This window comes from Streptomyces sp. NPDC056948 (assembly GCF_042674225.1).
Classification (GTDB): Bacteria; Actinomycetota; Actinomycetes; order Streptomycetales; family Streptomycetaceae; genus Streptomyces; species Streptomyces purpurascens.
Genome location: NZ_JBHUQX010000171.1, coordinates 1 through 18,412, shown reverse-complemented (window position 1 = coordinate 18,412; position 18,412 = coordinate 1). Strand labels below are relative to the sequence as shown.

18 protein-coding genes are annotated in these 18,412 nt (G+C 71.1%); 8 read left to right on the top strand and 10 right to left on the bottom strand.

Features of this window, described 5'->3' with window-relative positions; translation table 11 throughout:
• From ACFTZL_RS22455 to ACFTZL_RS22440, 4 genes are all read left to right on the top strand, one after another.
• On the top strand, positions 1-876 hold an 876-nt coding region (locus tag ACFTZL_RS22455), incomplete at its 5' end, for an ABC transporter permease (protein WP_382585552.1).
• A 2-nt stretch (positions 877-878) separates the two neighbouring features.
• The gene (locus ACFTZL_RS22450; RefSeq protein WP_382585549.1) at positions 879-1,670 is read left to right on the top strand and encodes an ATP-binding cassette domain-containing protein; all 792 of its coding nucleotides are present in this window, start codon (positions 879-881) and stop codon (positions 1,668-1,670) included.
• A 133-nt stretch (positions 1,671-1,803) separates the two neighbouring features.
• Complete coding sequence (locus tag ACFTZL_RS22445; protein WP_382585546.1) at positions 1,804-2,904, top strand: winged helix DNA-binding domain-containing protein; 1,101 nt, start codon at positions 1,804-1,806, stop codon at positions 2,902-2,904.
• A 76-nt stretch (positions 2,905-2,980) separates the two neighbouring features.
• Positions 2,981-3,562, top strand: a complete 582-nt coding sequence (locus tag ACFTZL_RS22440; RefSeq protein ID WP_382585543.1) for a hypothetical protein — start codon at positions 2,981-2,983, stop codon at positions 3,560-3,562.
• A gap of 187 nt (positions 3,563-3,749) precedes the next feature.
• Here the strand turns inward: ACFTZL_RS22440 and ACFTZL_RS22435 are convergent, their stop codons facing one another.
• From ACFTZL_RS22435 to ACFTZL_RS22395, 9 genes are all read right to left on the bottom strand, one after another.
• Complete coding sequence (locus ACFTZL_RS22435) at positions 3,750-5,003, bottom strand: cation:proton antiporter (RefSeq protein ID WP_382585540.1); 1,254 nt, start codon at positions 5,001-5,003, stop codon at positions 3,750-3,752.
• 6 nt (positions 5,004-5,009) lie between these two features.
• Positions 5,010-5,495, bottom strand: coding sequence for a cation:proton antiporter regulatory subunit (locus tag ACFTZL_RS22430; RefSeq protein WP_382585538.1), 486 nt, complete (start codon positions 5,493-5,495; stop codon positions 5,010-5,012).
• Positions 5,496-5,627: 132 nt separating this feature from the next.
• The gene (locus ACFTZL_RS22425) at positions 5,628-6,083 is read right to left on the bottom strand and encodes a hypothetical protein (RefSeq protein WP_382585535.1); all 456 of its coding nucleotides are present in this window, start codon (positions 6,081-6,083) and stop codon (positions 5,628-5,630) included.
• A 156-nt stretch (positions 6,084-6,239) separates the two neighbouring features.
• Entirely contained in the window at positions 6,240-7,913 is a 1,674-nt protein-coding gene (locus tag ACFTZL_RS22420) for a purine-cytosine permease family protein (RefSeq protein ID WP_382585531.1), read from the bottom strand.
• A 125-nt stretch (positions 7,914-8,038) separates the two neighbouring features.
• A complete protein-coding gene (locus ACFTZL_RS22415) occupies positions 8,039-9,301 on the bottom strand; it encodes a glycosyltransferase family 39 protein (RefSeq protein ID WP_382585529.1) in 1,263 nt (420 codons plus the stop codon).
• On the bottom strand, positions 9,298-10,578 hold the full coding sequence (locus tag ACFTZL_RS22410; protein ID WP_382585526.1) for a glycosyltransferase: 1,281 nt from the start codon (positions 10,576-10,578) through the stop codon (positions 9,298-9,300). The genes ACFTZL_RS22415 and ACFTZL_RS22410 overlap by 4 nt, the downstream gene beginning before the upstream one ends.
• Before the next feature lie 140 nt (positions 10,579-10,718).
• Positions 10,719-11,240: a cellulase gene (locus ACFTZL_RS22405; RefSeq protein WP_382585523.1), complete on the bottom strand. Its 522-nt coding sequence runs from the start codon at positions 11,238-11,240 to the stop codon at positions 10,719-10,721.
• An 11-nt stretch (positions 11,241-11,251) separates the two neighbouring features.
• A complete protein-coding gene (locus tag ACFTZL_RS22400; protein WP_382585521.1) occupies positions 11,252-11,761 on the bottom strand; it encodes a SigE family RNA polymerase sigma factor in 510 nt (169 codons plus the stop codon).
• Between the two features lie 201 nt (positions 11,762-11,962).
• Complete coding sequence (locus ACFTZL_RS22395) at positions 11,963-12,328, bottom strand: DUF6479 family protein (protein ID WP_382585518.1); 366 nt, start codon at positions 12,326-12,328, stop codon at positions 11,963-11,965.
• Positions 12,329-12,431: 103 nt separating this feature from the next.
• Between ACFTZL_RS22395 and ACFTZL_RS22390 the strand changes: the two genes are divergently transcribed.
• Complete coding sequence (locus ACFTZL_RS22390) at positions 12,432-12,806, top strand: ferredoxin (RefSeq protein ID WP_382585515.1); 375 nt, start codon at positions 12,432-12,434, stop codon at positions 12,804-12,806.
• Positions 12,807-12,950: 144 nt separating this feature from the next.
• The gene (locus ACFTZL_RS22385; protein ID WP_382585512.1) at positions 12,951-14,165 is read left to right on the top strand and encodes an acyl-CoA dehydrogenase family protein; all 1,215 of its coding nucleotides are present in this window, start codon (positions 12,951-12,953) and stop codon (positions 14,163-14,165) included.
• A gap of 159 nt (positions 14,166-14,324) precedes the next feature.
• On the opposite strand, the gene ACFTZL_RS22380 is transcribed toward ACFTZL_RS22385, so the two are convergent.
• Positions 14,325-16,100: a PucR family transcriptional regulator gene (locus ACFTZL_RS22380; protein ID WP_382585509.1), complete on the bottom strand. Its 1,776-nt coding sequence runs from the start codon at positions 16,098-16,100 to the stop codon at positions 14,325-14,327.
• Positions 16,101-16,322: 222 nt separating this feature from the next.
• Here ACFTZL_RS22380 and ACFTZL_RS22375 point away from each other — a divergent pair, with 222 nt between their 5' ends.
• Together ACFTZL_RS22375 and dnaK are read left to right on the top strand one after the other, a co-directional pair.
• Positions 16,323-16,811: a general stress protein gene (locus tag ACFTZL_RS22375; protein ID WP_382585506.1), complete on the top strand. Its 489-nt coding sequence runs from the start codon at positions 16,323-16,325 to the stop codon at positions 16,809-16,811.
• A 52-nt stretch (positions 16,812-16,863) separates the two neighbouring features.
• Positions 16,864-18,412, top strand: a 1,549-nt coding sequence (gene dnaK / locus ACFTZL_RS22370) for a molecular chaperone DnaK (RefSeq protein WP_382585503.1), incomplete at its 3' end; no start/stop codon positions are given.

Here is an 18,412-nt window from a genome sequence, read left to right as displayed (position 1 = left end):
GCCAGCTGGCTGAACATCGCGGCCGAGCTCGGCATCATCGCCATCCCCGTCGGACTGCTGATGATCGCCGGCGAACTCGACGTCTCCGTCGGCTCGGTGCTGGCGGGCAGCTCGATGACGCTGGCCATCGTGTCCGGCTACTGGGGCGCCCCGATGATCGTCGGCATCCTGCTGGCCCTCGCGCTGGGCCTGCTGACCGGCCTGCTCAACGGCATCATCGTCACACGGACCAACGTTCCGTCCCTCGTCGTCACGCTGGCGACCCTGTTCGCACTGTCCGGCCTCACCCTCGGCCTCTCCCGCGTCACGACCGGCACCACGAGCGTCGCCATCCACCCGGACCCCACCTCGAAGGCGCTCTTCGGCCAACTGATCGGCGGCCAGTTCGAGGTCGCGATCTTCTGGTGGATCGCCGTGGCCGTCGGGGTCACGGTGCTGCTGCAGATGATGCCGTACGGCAACTGGATCTTCGCCATCGGCGGCGACAAGGAGAGCGCCCGTGCCACCGGGATCCCGGTCGCCAAGGTGAAGATCGCCCTGTACATGGCCAGCGGGTTCGGCGCCGCCCTCGTCGGCGTGATCCAGACGATCCTCTACAACGGCGCCCAGGTCGCCAACGGCCAGGCGTTCGTCTTCAACTCCATCATCGCCGTGGTCATCGGCGGCGTGCTGCTCACCGGCGGTTACGGCTCGGTCGTCGGCGTCGTGATGGGCACGCTGACCTTCGCCATCGTCAACCAGGGCATCTACTACACCGGTTGGAACTCCGACTGGGCCGCACTGATCCTCGGCATCCTCATCCTCGTCGCGGTGCTGATGAACAACACCTTCCGCCGGCTCGCCCTGTCCACCCCCCGCTCCCCGAAGAAGGCCTGACCATGACCGCGCCCCTTCTGCGTCTGACCGACGTCAGCAAGTCCTTCCTCGGCACCCACGCACTGCGGGACATCTCCCTGGAGGTGGACGCCGGAAAGGTGCTGTGCCTGCTCGGCGACAACGGCGCCGGCAAGTCGACCCTCATCAAGATCCTCTCCGGATTCCACAAGCCGACCACCGGCACCATCGAGGTCAACGGCGAGCAGGTCGCCTTCGACAGCCCCCGGGACGCGTCCGCCCACGGCATCGCCACGGTGCACCAGTTCGGCGGCACCTTCCCGCTCATGGGCGTCGGCCGCTCGTTCTTCGTCGGGGCCGAACCCACCAAGGGGTGGGGCCCGTTCAAGCTGTTCGACAAGAAGCTGGCGGGCGAGATCGCCGTCCGTGAGATGCAGTCCCTGGGCATCACCCGTGTCACCGACGGCGCCCGCCTCGTGGGCAGCCTGTCCGGCGGCGAGCGCCAGGCCCTGGCCATCGCGCGCGCCGTCTACTTCGGCGCCAACGTCCTCATCCTCGACGAGCCCACCGCGGCGCTCGGCGTCAAGGAGGCCGCGCACGTCCTGCGCATCATCATGCAGGCCCGCGCCAAGGGCGTCGCGGTCATCCTCGTCACCCACAACGTCCGGCACGCCATGATGGTCGGCGACCACTTCGCGGTCCTCATCCGCGGCCAGAAGGCCGACGACTTCCGCAAGGGCGAACGCACCCGGGAGGAGATCACCGACCTCATGGCCGGCGGCGAGGCCATGGCCGACCTGGAAGCGGAGCTGGCCCTGCTGCAGTCCGGGTCCTGAGGGGCGCGGCCACCTCGGCACGACGCCGGATGCGGTCACGACCTGACCGCATCCCGTGCGACGGTGACCGGGCAAGCCGCCCGGACCTCTCGAACCACGGGTCGGCACACGACTCGAAGGCCGAGGTGCTCCTTTGACCGTTCTCGACGCCCGGGCGCTCAACCGCGCCACCCTCGCGCGGCAGTTGCTCCTCGACCGCGCCGACATGCCGGTGCTCGACGCCGTCGCGCATCTGTGCGGTCTCCAGGCGCAGGAGCCGCAGGAGCCGTTCATCGGGCTCTGGTCCCGGCTGCGGGCCTTCGCGCCGACGGTGCTGTCGGACCTGCTGACCGGGCGGCGCGTGGTGCGGACCCACCTCATGCGCCGCACGGTCCACCTCGTCACCGCCGACGACGTCCTGGCCTGGCGGGCCCGGCACGACGGCATGCTGCGCCAGCGGGTGCTCGGCACCTACCGCCGGGAGCTGGAGGGAGTGGACCTCGACGAACTCGCGGAGGCCGGGCGGAAGGTCATGGCCGACGGCGAGCCCCGCACGATGGGCGAACTCGCGCGTGCCGTCGAGGGCCGCTGGCCGGCGGCGGGGCCCCGGCCCCTCGGCGAAATGCTGATCGCCGGCCTCCTCCCGACGGTGCAGCTGCCGCCGCGCGGGCTGTGGCGCACGACCGGGGGAGCGCGCTACGAACGGGTCTCCTCCTGGCTGGGGCGCGAGATCGACCCACCGGACCCCGACGGCTCCGACCCCGTGGGGCAGACACTGGTACGGCGCTATCTGGCCGCGTTCGGGCCCGCCGCCTCGGCCGACCTGCGCGCCTGGTGCGGTCTGGCGGGACTTCCCGCCGCCGTCTCCGCCCTGCGCGAGGAACTGGTCGCCTTCCGCGACGAGCGCGGCCGGGAACTGCTCGATCTCCCCGGGGCACCGCGCCCCGACCCCGACACCCCGGCCCCGGTGCGGTTCCTGCCGGCCTTCGACAACGCGATCCTCGGCTACCACGACCGCGGCCGGATCATCGACGACGCCCACCGCGGCCTGTCGGTCGCCGGCGCCCGTGTCGTCCTGGTCGACGGCCGGGTCGCCGCGACCTGGAGCGTCGAGGCGGACACCGTCCTGAGCACCCCGCTGGGCCGCCTCACCCGGGCCGACCGCACCGCCGTCGCCGAGGAGGGGCGGGCGCTGGCGTCCTTCCTCTCCGGCGGTGACAGCGACCGCGTACGGATCGCCGCGTCCCCCGGCTGAGCGCCGTGCCGACAGGGGCACCGATCAGGCGCACACTGGAAGGGTGCTGCCGGTGCTCACGAGGGGGTGTCGGCCGATGGAAGCGTCAGAGCGTACGACCATGCGGTGGTGGCGGTGGCGACGCAACGCGCTCAAGCGGCGCGTCGACGTCGTCGAGGCCTGGGTCGTGCTCGCCGGCTGGGTGTTCGCCCTGCTGGGCGGGCTGGCCGGAGGGCTGATGGCGGCGGGTGCGGTCGAGCATGCCGTCGAACGGCAGCGGGCCGGGAGCCATCAGGTCTCGGCGGTCGTCGTCAAGGACGCCCCGGGCCCGTCACCGGCCCGCGCGGCGAGCGACCACCGGGTGTGGGGCGAGGTGCGGTGGACCGCGCCGGACGGTTCGACACACAAGGACGAGGCACGGGTGCCGCCCCGGGCTCCTGGCGGGAGCACGGTCCCCGTGTGGGTGAACAACAGCGGTGACATCACGACCCCACCGGTGTCCGAAGGCGAGGCCTGGCTCCACACGACCATGGGCGGCGCGCTGGCCGGAGCCTTGGCGGGCGGGGCGGTGCTGGGAGCATCCTGGCTGATACGGCTGTCCCTGGACCGGCGGCGTATGGCGCAGTGGGACGCGGAATGGGAGCGGATCGACGCGCGGCGGGGGTGGAAGACCGGCTGACCGGGCGAGGGCTTGCCGGGCTCACCGGGAGCGCTGACGACGGCGGTGTGCCGGAGCTGTACGCGGCGTGCATCCAGTGGAAGACCGGCTGGTCGATGCCCCGGCGGGCACCAGGACGGGCCGGATCAGGGGCGGTTCCGCGGCTCCTCACCGTAGCTCCGCCGATGCGCGTCGCCCGGGCCGCGCGTCAGGTGCGGCCGACCGGGTCCTGGCCCTCGATGCTCTCGTGATCGCCGGGAGCAACAGGCGCCGTCTCCCCGGGTGCCGCGGCCCTCCTCCGGCGCACCCGGCCCGTCAGCAGCGTTGCCACGGGCTCGGTCCAGCGGGCCGTCAGCGGGCCGAGGAGGACCAGGATGAGGACGTACGCCGTGGCCAGGGGACCCAGGGACGGCTCGATGCCGGCCGTGACGGCGAGCCCCGCGATGACGATGGAGAACTCACCGCGGGCCACGAGCGTGCCGCCGGCCCGCCAGCGGCCCTTGGGCCCGATCCCGGCCCGGCGCGCGGCCCAGTAGCCGGTGGCGATCTTCGTCGCCGTGGTGACGGCCGCCAGGGCGAGGGCGGGCAGCAGGACGGGCGGGATGCTGGCGGGGTCGGTGTGCAGGCCGAAGAAGACGAAGAACACCGCGGCGAACAGATCCCGCAGCGGCGCCAGCAGGCTCGTCGCACCCTCGGCGACCTCGCCGGACAGCGCGATGCCGACCAGGAAGGCGCCCACGGCAGCAGACACCTGGAGCTGCTGGGCGAGCCCGGCGACCACGAGGGTGACGCCGAGCACCACCAGCAGCAGCTTCTCGGGGTCGTCGCTGGAGACGAAGCGGGAGACATGGCGGCCGTAGCGCACCGCCAGGACGAGGACGACCGTCGCCACGCCCAGGGCGATGGCCAGCGTGACGGCACCCGCGGCCAGGCCCACCCCGGCCAGCAGGGCCGTGACGATGGGCAGATAGACCGCCATGGAGAGGTCCTCGAGGACCAGGATGCTCAGGATGGCCGGGGTCTCCCGGTTGCCGAGCCGCCCCAGATCACCGAGCACCTTGGCGATGACGCCGGAGGAGGACACCCAGGTGACGCCGGCCAGTACGACGGCGGCGACCGGGCCCCAGCCGAGCAGCAGGGCCAGCGCCGCTCCGGGCAGGGCGTTGAGGACGGCGTCGACGAGCCCGGCGGCATAGTGGGTCCTGAGGTTGGAGACCAGGTCGGCGGCCGTGTACTCCAGGCCCAGCATGAGCAGCAGCAGGATGACGCCGATCTCGGCGCCGATGGCGACGAAGTCCTCGCTGGCGCCCAGCGGCAGCAGCCCGCCCTTGCCGAACGCGAGCCCGGCCAGCAGGTAGAGGGGGATCGGCGAGAAGCGGAAACGCCCGGCGAGCCGGCCGAGCAGCCCGAGCCCGAGGATGAGGCAGCCGAACTCGATCAGGAAGACCGCGGAGGAGTGCATGGCGGGTCACTCCCGCCCGAGTATCTCGGCGGCCGCCTCCACACCCTCGCGGGTCCCGATGACGATGAGGGTGTCCCCGCCGGCGAGCCGGAAGTCCGGCGCGGGGGAGGGGATCGCCTCGGCCCGGCGCAGCACCGCCACGACGGACGCGCCGGTGTCGGTGCGGATCCGCGACTCGCCCAGCAGCCGGCCGTTCCAGTGCGCGGAGCCGGGCAGTTCGATCCGCTCGGCGACGAGCCCCAGGTCGGTGGTGGACAGCAGGTTCGGCGTGTGGTGGGCGGGCATCAGCGCGTCGATGAGTGTGGCCGCCTCCTCCGTCGTCAGGCGCACCGAGAGGTCGCAGGCGTCCGGGTCGTCCCTGCGGTAGGCGCTGATCGTCCGGTGGCCGTCGCGGTGGGCGACCACCGAGAGACGGCGGCTGTCCCGTGTCGTCAGGTCGTAGCGGACCCCGATGCCCGGCAACGGCGTACTGCTGAGGCGTGGCGCGCTCATCTCTGTCCCCCTTCGGTCGGCGTGCGCGTTCCGGTGACTCGCCTACGGGGGCCGCGCCCGGACGAGCGCCCAGATCCGGCCTGTGGGGCTCATCCTAGGCGGCAGGACGGGAGGGCACCCGTCCTGCGTGTGCTACCTGGACGGCTCCGGGAAGGGCGATCCGGAAGGGAAGGGAGTGGCCGAGGGCAGCCTCGCTGTCGCGCCCTCCACCTGCCGCACGGTGCCCGTTCCCGGCTGGTGGCCGGTGCCCGCGCCGGTGGAGAGCTGGGACCAGGCCCCGAGGGCCACGGCCACGGCGGCGGCGGTGGCGACGACACGGCCCACGCGCCGGGCCTTGGCACGGCCGTTCAGGTCCCGCCAGGCCACACGGACCCACAGCTCGTCCGGCTGCCACAGGTCGCCGACGGTGTGCGGGGGTTGGAGCTTCCGCCCCGCCGCGCGCTCCTTCGCGGAGGGCTCCCTGGGGGCGGAGGCCCGTATGGCGTCCTCGGTGTCCGAGAGGAACCTCCGCCACACGTCCTCCGCGAGCGAGGGAACGCCGTCCGGCTCGTCGGGCGTTCCCTGTCTGCCCGGTCCTTCGGTGGTCATGTCCGTCATCCCCTCTCCGACCCTTGGCCTGATCACTGCACAGCGCAAGATCAGTATGCCGCCCGGCGATGCGGAAGGCCTCGTCGGAGGGGGAGAAAAACGACGGGCGGGCCGAATTCCGTCTCGGCACGCTCCCGGCGTACGGGCGTACCGGCGTCACGCCACGGCGGGCGCCTCCGGCAGCACGTGGTCGCCGACCTTGTCGGTGCTCAGGCAGAGCGAGCAGACCACGGCGTCGTGCGTCCGGCAGGCGGCCACGTCCGGCCGCTCGAACTGTTGCCGGCACACATGGCACTCGTAGGTGACGGCGCTGGGGTTGCCGTCCTCGTCCAGGAGCGGCTCGGTGATGCCGTCGTCCGTGCGGCGCAGGTAGTACTTGCCCTTGGTGACGACGGCCATCAGCGGCGTGAGGACGAAGGCGATGACGGCCGCGGCGACGGGGGAGTACGGCTGGAGCGCATCGCCCAGCGCGTGGAAGTACATGGCGATGGACAGCCCGGAGGCGGCGACGAAGGCCACGACACCGACCGGATTGACGGCGTAGAGCATGCCGCGGCGGAACTCGGGGGCGTGCGGGGACAGTTTCAGCACGTACTTGTTGATGCCGATGTCGGTGGCCACGGTGACCACCCAGGCGATCGCGCAGTTCGAGTAGAAGCCCAGGATGCTGTTGAGGAAGCTGAACATGTCGGCCTCCATCAGGGCCAGCGCGAAGCCCAGGTTGACCAGGACGAAGACCATCCGGCCCGGGTAGCGCTTCGTGACGCGGGTGAAGGAGTTGGTCCAGGCGAGGGAGCCGGAGTACGCGTTCGTCACGTTGATCTTGATCTGGCTGATCACGACCAGGGCCACGGCCAGCGGGAGGACGATCCAGGACGGCATCATCGCGTCGAAGGCGTGCTTGAACTGCTGGATCGGCTCGGGGGCCGCGGTGGGGCCGACCTCGGCGATGATGTAGACCGCGAGGAACACCCCGATGGCCTGCTTCAGCGCGCCGAGCACCACCCAGCCCGGGCCGGCCATCACCACGGCCGTCCACCAACTCCGCTTGTTCTCCTCGGTCTTGGGCGGCATGAAACGCAGATAGTCGATCTGCTCGCCGATCTGCGCGATCAGCGACAGGCACACGCCCGCGCCCAGCAGCACGGAGGCGGTGTTGACGCCGCCGTCCCCGTCGGTGCCCGCGTAGGCGAGGAAGCGGTCGACGCTCCCCGGGTCGGTGGCGACCAGGTAGACCAGCGGGCCGACCATCAGCAGCAGCCAGATCGGGGTGGTCCACACCTGGAGCTTGCTCAGCGCCGTCATGCCGTAGATCACCAGCGGGATCACCATGAGGGTGGAGACCAGATAGCCCAGCCACAACGGCAGTCCGAGGCCCAGCTTCAGGCCCTGGGCCATGATCGAGCCCTCGAGGGCGAAGAAGATGAAGGTGAAGCTGGCGAAGATGACGCTGGTGAGGACCGAGCCGAAGTAGCCGAAGCCGGAGCCGCGCGTGATCAGGTCCAGATCGATGTTGTAGCGGGCCCCGTAGTAGGCGAGCGGGAAGCCGGTCACGAAGATGACGACGGCGGCGACGCCGATCGCGAGGAGCGCGTTGCCGGTGCCGTGGGCCAGGCCGATGCCGGCGCCGATGGAGAAGTCGGCCATGTAGGCGATGCCGCCGAGCGCGGTCGTCGCCACCACCATCGGAGTCCAGCGCCGGTAACTGCGCGGCGCGAAGCGGAGGGTGTAGTCCTCCAGGGTCTCCTTGACGGCCTGGTCGGAACCCGGCGCCGCCTGCTGCGCCGGTTCCGGATCGGTGACTTCTGCCAGTCGTGGCTCGGTACTCATGCCACGCCTCCTCGCTGCGGGTTGGGGACGACAAGGCAGGCACGGTAGGCAGTGGGCGTTACCCCTAAATACTTCCTGCGTGAAGGGAATGTTTCGGAGGCATCTCACGCGCCGGCGGCGGCTGTCTACGGCACTCCGAGTTCGAAGAGCACGTACCCCGCGTACGACCCGGAGGCCAGCGCGGCCGTGCCGAGGACCGTGGCCAGGGACGGCCATCCGAGCCGGCCCATCGCGAGGGCGAGAGGGACCAACAGCGGGAAGAGGGGCAGCAGATAGCGCGAGACGTTGCCGAAGATCTGCTGGGTGGTCATCACCATGAGATACGACAGCACCGTGTAGACGACGAGTACGGCCGGCGGGCGCAGCCGCAGCAGGAGCACCGTCAGCACCGGCACCGCCAGCACGACGCAGACGCCGATGACGTCCTCGAAGGCCCTGGCGAAGAGATAGTCGAAGTGCCCGACGGGGAGGGACGTCAGCACCTTGAACGTGTGGGCTCCCCAGTCGAACTTGTGGGCCCACGCGCCGTCCTGGAGCTTGGAGTAGCCGTTGATGTCGCCCATGCGGTAGTTGACCCAGGCGAGATAGCCGAACAGCCCCAGCGGTGCGATCGCCACGGCGGCCAGCGGACGCAGGACACCGTCCGCGCGCCGGCGCAGGGAGAGCAGCGCGGCGACGGCGAGGGCGGCGACCAGCGCGGCGGCGGTGGGCCGGCAGAGCCCGGCCGCACACGTCAGCAGACCGGCGGTCAGCCAGCGGCGGGACATGACGGCATGGCAGGCCCACACGGCGAGAGCCGTGTAGAGGGATTCCGAGTAGCCGGACCACTCCGTGCCCGAACCGGGCCAGACCGCCCACAGCCCGGCCGCGACCAGCCCGGCCCGGTGGCCGCCCAGCCGTCGAGCCACGGCATAGATGCCGAGCGCCGCGACGAACGAGGCGATCACGGACACCGTCATGCCGGCGCCGAACAGCCCGAGCCCGGTGCACTCCGAGACCAGGCGCATCAGCGCCGGGTACAGCGGGAAGAACGCCGCCGAGTTGCCCTCGAGCGTGATCAGACCGGTCGCGCCCGGGACCGGTTCCAGGGCGGGGTCGTATCCGTGCTCGGCTATCTGCTGGTACCACCAGCCGTCCCAGCTCGCCAGGACGTCCCAGGCGTGCTCGCCGCCGCCGAAGCGCGGGTTCTTCTTCCGGAAGTCGCCCGCGGAATCCAGCAGATACATGAAGACGGCGAAGCCGGCCAGCTTCAGCACGCCGTACGTCAGCAGCACGGGCCCGTAGCGCAGGGCGGCCCAGCGCAGCCGTCGGCGGAACTCCCGGGATCCGCTGGGGACTTCAGGAGGCTCGTGGCCCGACAGAGGTCGGCTCAGCTCGACGGTGCTCATGAGGATCCTGTCGTACGGCGGGCGTTGTCGCGGGCGGGGAACACCCAGGCCCGGAAGAGGAGGAAGCGCAGCAGCGTCGCGGCCAGGTTGGCTCCGACAAGCGTCACGAGCTCGACCTCGCGGCCGGCCCCGGGTGCGGTGTGGTGCAGGGCGGCCAGGGAACCGCTGGTGAGGGCCAGCCCGACCAGGAACGCCGCCAGGCCCTTGAGATGGTGGCGCAGCGCACCGCCGCGCCCCCGCACCCCGAACGTGAGCCGCCGGTTGGCCGCGGTGTTGGCGACCGCGCTGGCGAGCAGGGCGAGCGCGTTGGCGGCCTGCGCCCCCGTCGCCGGTCTGAGTCCGAGGTAGAGCAGCAGGTAGCACAGGGTGCTGGCGACACCGACGGCGGCGAAGCGCACCGCCTGCCGGGCCAGGCCCGCCGGCAGTTCCCCGGCGAGGTCGCCGTCGCTGCGGTGCAGCGCGCTCAGCGGCAGCCTCCCGCAGGCCAGGGCCCGGCCCAGCCTCGCCATGCCCCGCAGATCGGCCAGCGCCGTGGAGACGATGCGCACCCGGCTGTCGGGGTCGTCCACCCAGTCCACCGGCACCTCGTGGATGCGCAGCCCCGCACGCTCGGCGATGACCAGTAACTCGGTGTCGAAGAACCACCCGCGGTCCTCCACCAGCGGCAGCAGCCGCTCGGCGACATCCCGCCGCACCGCCTTGAACCCGCACTGCGCGTCGGAGAACCCCACGGCGAGCGTGGAGCGCAGCAGCCCGTTGTAGCAGCGGGAGATGAGCTCCCGCTTCGTCCCGCGCACCACCCGCGCACCACGCGCCAGACGGGTGCCGATGGCGATGTCCGAATGCCCCGAGATCAGTGGCGCGACCAGCGGCAGCAGCGCCGCGAGGTCGGTGGAGAGATCCACGTCCAGATACGCCAGCACCGGGGCACGGGACCGCGACCAGGCGACGTGCAGCGCGCGGCCCCGCCCCTTCTCGGCCAGCCGGATCCAGTCCGTGCCGGGCAGTTCGGCGGCCAGCCGCGCGGCGATCCCCGGCGTCCGGTCGGTGCTGGCGTTGTCGGCGATGGTGATCCGGAACGAGTAGGGGAACGTCTCGCCGAGGTGCGCGTGCAGGCGCCGGACGCACGGCTCCAGATCGTTCTCCTCGTTGTACACGGGCACGACCACGTCGAGGACGGGGTCCGGGTGGTGCGCGGGCAGGGGCGCCCGGCGCGGCAACGCGGCGAGCTCTGAGGTCGGGCGGTCGATCAGGGCCGACCGCCGTTCGGTTCTCATGGCTGCTTACCGGTCTCTTTCTGGCGCGCGGCAAACGCGAGCGCCGGTTCAGGGCAGGCCGAAGGCGCCCGTATCGGTGGTGCGGTGACGGAGGATCGGGGCGATGACGCCGCCCCTGGCAGGAATCGCCTCTCAGGCGGCTACTCGGTACTGACCGATGCGGAAGGCTCCTGTGTCGTCTCCAGGACGGACGGCGGCGCCGTCGTACGGGTCGGGGGAGGGGGTGACGAGGGGAGTGCCGCCGTGGTCCCGGTCTCGGAGGGCGTGGCGGTCGGCGCGGGGCCGGTCGGCGTGCTCGTGGTCCCGGTCGGCGTGCTGCTGCCGGTCGAGGTCGCGGGCACCGACGCCGCCGACCGGGTCGGAGTGGAGCTCGGATCCGAGGGGTCGGCCGTGGGCCCGTTGTCGTGCGTGGGCGTCGGGCTCGTCGCGGGCCGCGGCCGGGGATCGGCGGGCTGGGCCTTGGTGAGCATGCTGGGCAGCAGGGCGAGCCCGACACTGAGCCCGGCGACCGCCACGGCGGAACCGCCCGCCTTCCACAGCATCCGCGACCGTCGGCGGGCCCGGATGCCCTCGTGCAGCCGCTGCCGCTGCGCGGGCTCGTAGGGGGTGTGCTGCTGGGTGTCGTGCATCAGCCGCGACAGGTCCCGCTCGAAGTCGTCCATCGTTTCTCCCTTCACCCCACGGGCCTGACGGCGTCGGACAGGATCTGGCGGAGCCGTGCCACTCCGCGTGACGCGTGGGACCGTGCGGTGCCCACGGGGCAGCCCAGCGCCTGGGCGACCTGGGCCTCGGGCAGGTCCTCGTAGTAGCGCAGCACCACCGCCGCCCGCTGCTTCGGCGACAGCAGCGCCAGCGCGGCCTCCAGCCGTGAGCGTTCCGCCACGGTGGACGACACATCGCCCGGGTCGGCCCGGTCCGGCAGCTCATCCACCGGACGCTCGCCCCACCAGCGCCGTCGCGCCGAGCGCGCCGCCATCCGCACCAGCACCGTGCGGACATACGCCTCCGGGGCCTGCTCCGCGACCTTCGGCCAGGCGAACCACAGCTTGACCAGGGCCTCCTGCACCAGGTCCTCGGCCCGTTGCCGGTCGCCCCCCGTGAGCAGCCGCGCGACATGGAGCAGCGCCGACCAACGGGCGGCCACGAACTCGTCGAAGCCGTCCGCCCCCCGAACCTGCTCCATCCTCACCGTCCCGCGTCTCAGTGGCCTCCTACACCTCTGAAAAGACGCTGGACCCCGCCCCGCGCTGCACCCGGATCCTGTGATCCACCTCACTCCGGCCGGACCCGGGCATGGAAAAGGGCCCGTGCACAGGCACGAGCCCTTCCGATGTGCGCCGGGGGATGGCGCTTGTACGCCTGGGGACGGCGATGCCGCGCGGGATCACCCGCCGCCCGGGCCGCCGCTGCCGAACGAACCGCTGCTGCCCTCGTTCCACCCCGGGCGCTCCTGCGACGCGCTCCTCCGGTCGCTCACGTTGCCGTGAGCCTTCAGCCGGTGCGGCGTCAGACGGTCCTGGCTTCGCGGCACCTCCTCGGGCTCCCGGCGCTCACTGACCTCGCGGACCGGGCCGCCGTCGGGCAGCCGCGGCTGCTCCTCGGGGCGTGGCGTGGGCAGCTCCCTGCGCTTGATGCGAACGCCGAGGACGAAGGCCCCCAGGAGCAGGGCCACGACCACCACACCCGCCACGATCAGCCCGATGCCGAGGGCGCCACGGCCCGCGGCCATGTCCATCCATGCGGTATTCATGGCGCGCGGGTACCCCTGGTCCTCACCATGAACCTGCTCACCTCGGTTGCACCCCTTGGGAACACCGGGTTTGACGGGCATCGACCGGGGCTACCCGCGCGGTGTGACTTCGACGACATCCCAGCAGGAGCTGTTCCGGTTCCTGGAGGACCGCTTCGCATGCGCGCAGGCGTGTACAGAGTGCGCGCGGGCGTGCGCGCTGCGCGCGAGCCTTGTGGATCCCGACGGCACCGAGAACCAGGAACTCGTACGACGCAAGGGCATCATGTGCGCGGAGGTCTGCGACGCGACCTGCCGTGTGCTGTCCGAGCAGAACCAGGTGGACGAGAGCGCCATCCGCGCCCAGGTCGAGTGGTGCCGCACCGTGTGTCTGGAGGCCGCCCACGCCTTCGACCGGCAGCCGGGGGCGGAGGACTCGGCGAGGACGTGCCGCGCGTGCGCGCGGGCGTGCACGGACTTCCTCGCCACGCTGAACTGAGCTCACGCTGAACTTGGCCCACGCTGAACTTGGCCACGCTGAGCTGGGCCGACCGGCACCGAGGTGACATCGCCATTCCCAATTTCTGAAACACGTTCTACGGTGTGCGCCGACAGGACCGGCCTTGGGGAGCCTGGAGGCGCCGTGCACCTCGAATACACGCCCGAGCAGCAACGGCTGCGCACCGAACTGCGCACCTACTTCGCCGAACTGGTCCCGGACCACGCCTACGCCCGGCACGGCGACCCCGCCGCCCAGAAGCGGTTCTACCGCGAGACGATCCGGCGGCTCGGCACAGACGGCTGGCTCGGCGTGGGCTGGCCCGAGGAGTACGGCGGGCGCGGCCTGACCGCCATGGAGCAGTTCATCTTCTTCGACGAGGCCGCCCAGGCCGGCGTCCCGCTGCCCCTGATGGCGCTGAACACCGTCGGTCCGACGATCATGCAGTACGGCACCGACGAGCAGAAGGCCTACTTCCTGCCGAGGATCCTCTCCGGCGAGATCGACTTCGCCATCGGCTACAGCGAGCCCGGCGCGGGCACCGACCTCGCGTCCCTGCGGACCCGTGCGGTCCGGGAAGATGGGGGCACCTCCCGCTCGAGCGAAGCCGAGAGTGGGGGAGAGTACGTCGTCGACGGCCAGAAGATCTGGACCACCAACGGCGACACCGCCGACTGGGTGTGGCTGGCCGTGCGCACCGACCCCGACGCCCCGCCGCACAAGGGCATCACCATGCTGCTGATGCCGACCACCGCCCCGGGCTACTCCTGCACCCTGATCAACACCCTCGCCTCGCACGACACCACGGCCAGCTACTACGAGAGCGTCCGCGTCCCCGTCTCCCGCCGGGTCGGTGCCGAGAACCAGGGCTGGCGGCTGATCACCAACCAGCTCAACCACGAGCGCGTGACCCTGGCCGCCCACGGCACCATGGCGATCCGCGCCCTGCACGACGTGCAGCGCTGGTCGACGGAGACCAAGCTCGCCGACGGCCGCCGGGTCGCGGACCTGCCCTGGGTACGCCGCCTCCTGGCCCGCACCCACGCCCGGCTGGACGCCCTCAAGCTGCTCAACTGGCAGATGGTCAACTCCGTCCAGGAGGGCACCCTCACCCCGCAGGACGCCTCCGCAGTCAAGGTCTACGGCTCCGAGGCCCGGCGCGACGCCTACGCCTGGCTCATGGAGATCGTCGCGGCGCCCGGAGCCTTGAAGGAAGGCTCGGCGGGCGCGGTCCTGCACGGCGAACTGGAACGCGGCTACCGCTCGGCGGTCATCTTCACCTTCGGCGGCGGCAACAACGAGATCCAGCGGGAGATCATCTCGTGGATCGGGCTGGGAATGCCGCGGGTGCGGCGCTGATGTGATGTGACGAGGATTTGGCTCGGGCCGCGTTCGATCGGTCCCGGGGGTACGGGATTCCGAGGTTCATGCCGCTGTCGGTGGTGATCGGTGGTTGAGGGCGTAGGTCAGAAAGGCGCCGAAGCGGGCGATGCACGGGACGATCGGTGCGTGGGCGCCTCAATCGGGTCCGCCCAGCATGATCTTCCACACCCGGGTCGCGACCTGCAGGTTGAGGCGGTCCTCCACGTTCGTGAGGTCATGGCCGCTGATCTCGCGGATGCGCTGGAGCCGGTAGCGCAGCGTGCTGCGGTGGATCGCGAGGGATTCGGCGGTCTCGGCGTAGTTGCCGCCGCAGTCGAAGTACCGGGACAGAGTCTCCACGAGCGCCGTACGGTGCCGGCCGTCGTAGTCGACGAGGGGTCCGAGCCACTCCCGAACGAACGCCTCCAGCTCCTTGTATTCGTTCCCAGGTCCCAGGATGCGGTAGAGGCCCAGATCGTCGAAGAACGTCGTGCCGTATCGGCTTCGGGACCGTCGGCGTACCTCCAGGGCGCGTAGTGCCTCTTGGTAGCGGCCGGGGATACCGTCCGGGGTGTCGCAGCGGGCGCTCACTCCGATCGTCCCGTCAGGTGTTCCGGTCTCCCGGGCGAGCGTCTCGTACAAGGCGTGGTCGTTGGGCCTGCCCTCGGCGACCAGGACCACGTGGTCGGAGTGCCGAGTCACCAGCGACGGCATGCCCACGGCCGAAGCCGCCCGGCCCACGGTCCGCGCGAAAGCGTCGTCCGCGGTCCGGCTCCTCCACTGCACGACGACCACGTACTGGATGCGGTGCAGGTCGTGTCCGAACGCCTCGGACCGGGCGTAGGCGCTCGCGTCGTCCGTGCCCGTCAGAAGATCGTCGACCAGTTCGCGGCGCAGTCGCAGCTCCACCTCCGCCAGATGGCGCAGGTGCGACAGTTCCAGGGCGAGTGAAGTGGCGGCGTGCTCCAGTGCGAACACGGTGTACTCATCGGCGTCGTTCCGGGGATCGACCAGGGCCAGCACTCCGAGGACCTCACCGCGGGGGCGTATCAGGGAGATCAGCCGGTCCTTGATCCGCACTGGCCCGCCTCTCCGGGCGACACCCTGGAGCATCTCCTCATGGCGTGCGGGGTCCGGTTCCGGATATAGGTCGGGCCGGCCGGGACCGGTCCAGGACCGCAGTCGGCCGAAGCGGTCCTCCACCAGCACGGGAAATCCCGTGAGCTCATGCAGTGCGCTGGTGATGGCCTCCTCGCCGCCGCCCGCGGCCGCGACCTCGGCGAGGGCCTCGTGCACGGCTCGCTGATATCCCAGCTCGGCCACGAGGGAGATAAGCCGCCGCTGGAGGGTTGACCGTTCCCGTCGCAGTCGGTGCAGCTCCAGGGTGTCTTCCCGCTGGCGGCGGTGCGCGACGGCGACCGACAGGGCCGCGGCGGTGAGGCGTACGAGCGTGGCGAGCAGGAAGTGCTGGGCATGGGTGGGTCGGGAGCCAGAGGTCACCACGAGGTAGCCGTGCAGTCCACCGGGCCCGTACAGGGCCAAGGCCCGGCCCCAGGACCGGCCGGGAACCGTTACGGGGACGTCCCGCCCCGTCAGCTCTCGCACCGTCCGGTCGACGGCTGACGTATGGCCCGGCCCGACCTGCGGGCTGGCGACCATATGGCCGTCCTCTCTGAGGTATCCGGCCTCGGCTCTGTACGGGCCGGCGGCGGACACGTGGTCCATGGCAAGTCGTAGGATCTCGCCTTCGTCCCGGGCGTCGAACAGGGCGCGGGAGACTGCCGGCAGTTCGTGGGATGCCGGGTCGGCCGGGGTGGGAAGGGGCGTGGGGTCCCGCGAGGTCGTGGGGTGCCGCCCGGGACGGCCCCGCGGGAGGCCGCCTTCCTGGTCGGGACAGGGTTGGTACACGTTCCCGGCCCAGCAGCTGGCCATGGGATTACTCCCTTCGCCCGAGCCCTCAGAGAGGTGACAGCGGCCGTTCCTGTACGCCTCTCCGACCAACCTACCTGAGATGTTCGGAGTCTTTGTCTCGTGCTCGCGGGGCGACGGGCTCCGTTGTTCTTTGACCTGCCGGGTGCAGGTGTAGAGCTGCTCGGTTCGCGAGTCTGGGGCGTGCCGGAGGCCGCCGTGCACATAGGCAGGAGGGACTGGGCGATGACCGAGCAGCCTCGTAGGCCCGTTGCCACGTACGAGACGTACCAGCAAGCCGAACGCGCCGTCGACCACCTCTCGGACCAGGGGTTTCCCGTGGAGAGGGTGGCCATCATCGGCCAGGACGTCCGCCTCGTCGAGCAGGTCATCGGCCGTATGGACTACGGCAGGGCCGCCCTGCACGGAGCAGCGAGCGGGGCCCTTCCCGGAGCGCTGATCGGCTGGCTCTTCGGCCTGGTCGACTGGGTGGACCCGCTCGTCTCCGCCCTGCTCGTCGCCCTCTACGGCCTGATCTTCGGAGCGATCGTGGGCGCGCTGTTCGGCCTGCTGTTGTACGCCGTGCAGGGCGGACGCCGGGACTTCGCCTCCGTCCGCTCGATGCAGCCCAGCCGATACGACGTCGTCGTGGACGAAGCGGTCGCCGACGAGGCCGTGCGGCTGCTCGGCGGGTTGCAGACCACCGGCGCCGGCGGACGTCCCGCCCATTCATGAACGATCGGATCCGCAGTGCCGGCGCATGCCGCCGCACCGGGAGGAGTTCCTCATGGCCAAGGCAGTGGGCATCGACCTGGGCACCACGAACTCGGTGATCGCCGTGTGGGAGGGCGGCGAACCTTCCGTCGTGCCCAACACCGAGGGCAACCGTACGACACCGTCCGTGGTGGCCTTCACCGACACCGGGGAACGGCTGGTGGGCCAGCTGGCCCGGCGCCAGGCGATCCTCAATCCCAAGGGCACCATCTACTCGGCCAAGCGGTTCATCGGCCGGCACTTCGACGAGATCCCGGACGAGGCCAGAGCGGTGGCGTACGACGTCGTCGAGGGCCCGGGCGGCGTCGCCCGCTTCAAGGTGCGCGACAAGCTCTACGCCCCCGAGGAGATCAGCGCCCAGGTGCTGCGCAAGCTCGCAGACGACGCGTCCAAGCAGCTCGGGGAACGGGTCACGGAGGCGGTCATCACCGTGCCCGCCTACTTCAACGACGCCCAGCGCACCGCCACCAAGGACGCCGGGCGGATCGCGGGACTTGAGGTGCTGCGGATCATCAACGAGCCGACCGCGGCCGCCCTGGCGTACGGCATGGACAAGAAGCAGCACGAGACGGTGCTGGTCTTCGACCTCGGCGGCGGCACGTTCGATGTGAGCATCCTCGACGTGGGCGACGGCGTGGTGGAGGTGCGTTCCACCGCGGGCGACAGTCACCTCGGCGGTGACGACTTCGACCGGCGTCTGGTGGATTACCTCGCGGACGACTTCCAGAAGGAGAACGGCATCGATCTGCGCAAGGATCCGCAGGCCCTGCAACGCCTGTTCGAGGCGGCGGAGAAGGCCAAGACCGAGCTGAGTTCGGTGACGCAGACGCAGGTCAGCCTGCCGTTCATCACCGCGGATGCCTCGGGCCCCAAGCACCTCACCGACTCGGTCATGCGGTCCACGTTCGAGCAGATCACCAGCGACCTGGTGGAGCGGTGCCTGGGACCGGTCCAGCAGGCCATGGCCGACGCCAAGGTCGGCGAGAGCGACATCGACGAGGTCATCCTCGTCGGCGGTTCCACCCGCATCCCCGCCGTCCAGGCCCTCGTGCGCCGGCTGACCGGCGGCAAGGAACCCAACATGAGCGTCAACCCCGACGAGGTCGTGGCCCTGGGCGCCGCGATCCAGGCCGGGGTGCTCAAGGGCGAGGTCAAGGACGTCCTGCTGCTCGATGTCACGCCCCTGTCGCTGGGTGTCGAGACACGCGGCGGCGTGATGACGAAGATCATCGAGCGGAACACCACCATCCCCGTGCGCCGCACCGAGACCTTCTCCACCGCCGAGGACAACCAGCCCGCCGTCGACATCGTCGTCCTCCAGGGCGAGCGCGAACGGGCCGCCGACAACCGGGTGCTCGGCCGCTTCCAGCTCACCGACATCCGCCCGGCGCCGCGCGGCGAACCGCAGGTCGAGGTCACATTCGACATCGACGCCAACGGCATTCTCAACGTCAAGGCCCGAGACCAGGACACCGGCAAGGAACAGGGCATCACCATCACCGAGAGCTCCAACCTCGACCGCGGCGAAGTCGAACGCATGGTCCAGGAGGCCGAGCGCAACC

What these genes read in the sequence shown, in the direction of transcription:
- ACFTZL_RS22450 (WP_382585549.1), top strand. Translation starts at nt 879, where the DNA reads ATGACCGCGCCCCTTCTGCGTCTGACCGACGTCAGCAAGTCCTTCCTC.
- ACFTZL_RS22440 (WP_382585543.1), top strand. Translation starts at nt 2,981, where the DNA reads ATGGAAGCGTCAGAGCGTACGACCATGCGGTGGTGGCGGTGGCGACGC.
- ACFTZL_RS22435 (WP_382585540.1), bottom strand. Translation starts at nt 5,003, where the DNA reads ATGCACTCCTCCGCGGTCTTCCTGATCGAGTTCGGCTGCCTCATCCTC.
- ACFTZL_RS22430 (WP_382585538.1), bottom strand. Translation starts at nt 5,495, where the DNA reads ATGAGCGCGCCACGCCTCAGCAGTACGCCGTTGCCGGGCATCGGGGTC.
- ACFTZL_RS22425 (WP_382585535.1), bottom strand. Translation starts at nt 6,083, where the DNA reads ATGACCACCGAAGGACCGGGCAGACAGGGAACGCCCGACGAGCCGGAC.
- ACFTZL_RS22420 (WP_382585531.1), bottom strand. Translation starts at nt 7,913, where the DNA reads ATGAGTACCGAGCCACGACTGGCAGAAGTCACCGATCCGGAACCGGCG.
- ACFTZL_RS22415 (WP_382585529.1), bottom strand. Translation starts at nt 9,301, where the DNA reads ATGAGCACCGTCGAGCTGAGCCGACCTCTGTCGGGCCACGAGCCTCCT.
- ACFTZL_RS22410 (WP_382585526.1), bottom strand. Translation starts at nt 10,578, where the DNA reads ATGAGAACCGAACGGCGGTCGGCCCTGATCGACCGCCCGACCTCAGAG.
- ACFTZL_RS22405 (WP_382585523.1), bottom strand. Translation starts at nt 11,240, where the DNA reads ATGGACGACTTCGAGCGGGACCTGTCGCGGCTGATGCACGACACCCAG.
- ACFTZL_RS22400 (WP_382585521.1), bottom strand. Translation starts at nt 11,761, where the DNA reads ATGGAGCAGGTTCGGGGGGCGGACGGCTTCGACGAGTTCGTGGCCGCC.
- ACFTZL_RS22395 (WP_382585518.1), bottom strand. Translation starts at nt 12,328, where the DNA reads ATGAATACCGCATGGATGGACATGGCCGCGGGCCGTGGCGCCCTCGGC.
- ACFTZL_RS22380 (WP_382585509.1), bottom strand. Translation starts at nt 16,100, where the DNA reads ATGGCCAGCTGCTGGGCCGGGAACGTGTACCAACCCTGTCCCGACCAG.
- ACFTZL_RS22375 (WP_382585506.1), top strand. Translation starts at nt 16,323, where the DNA reads ATGACCGAGCAGCCTCGTAGGCCCGTTGCCACGTACGAGACGTACCAG.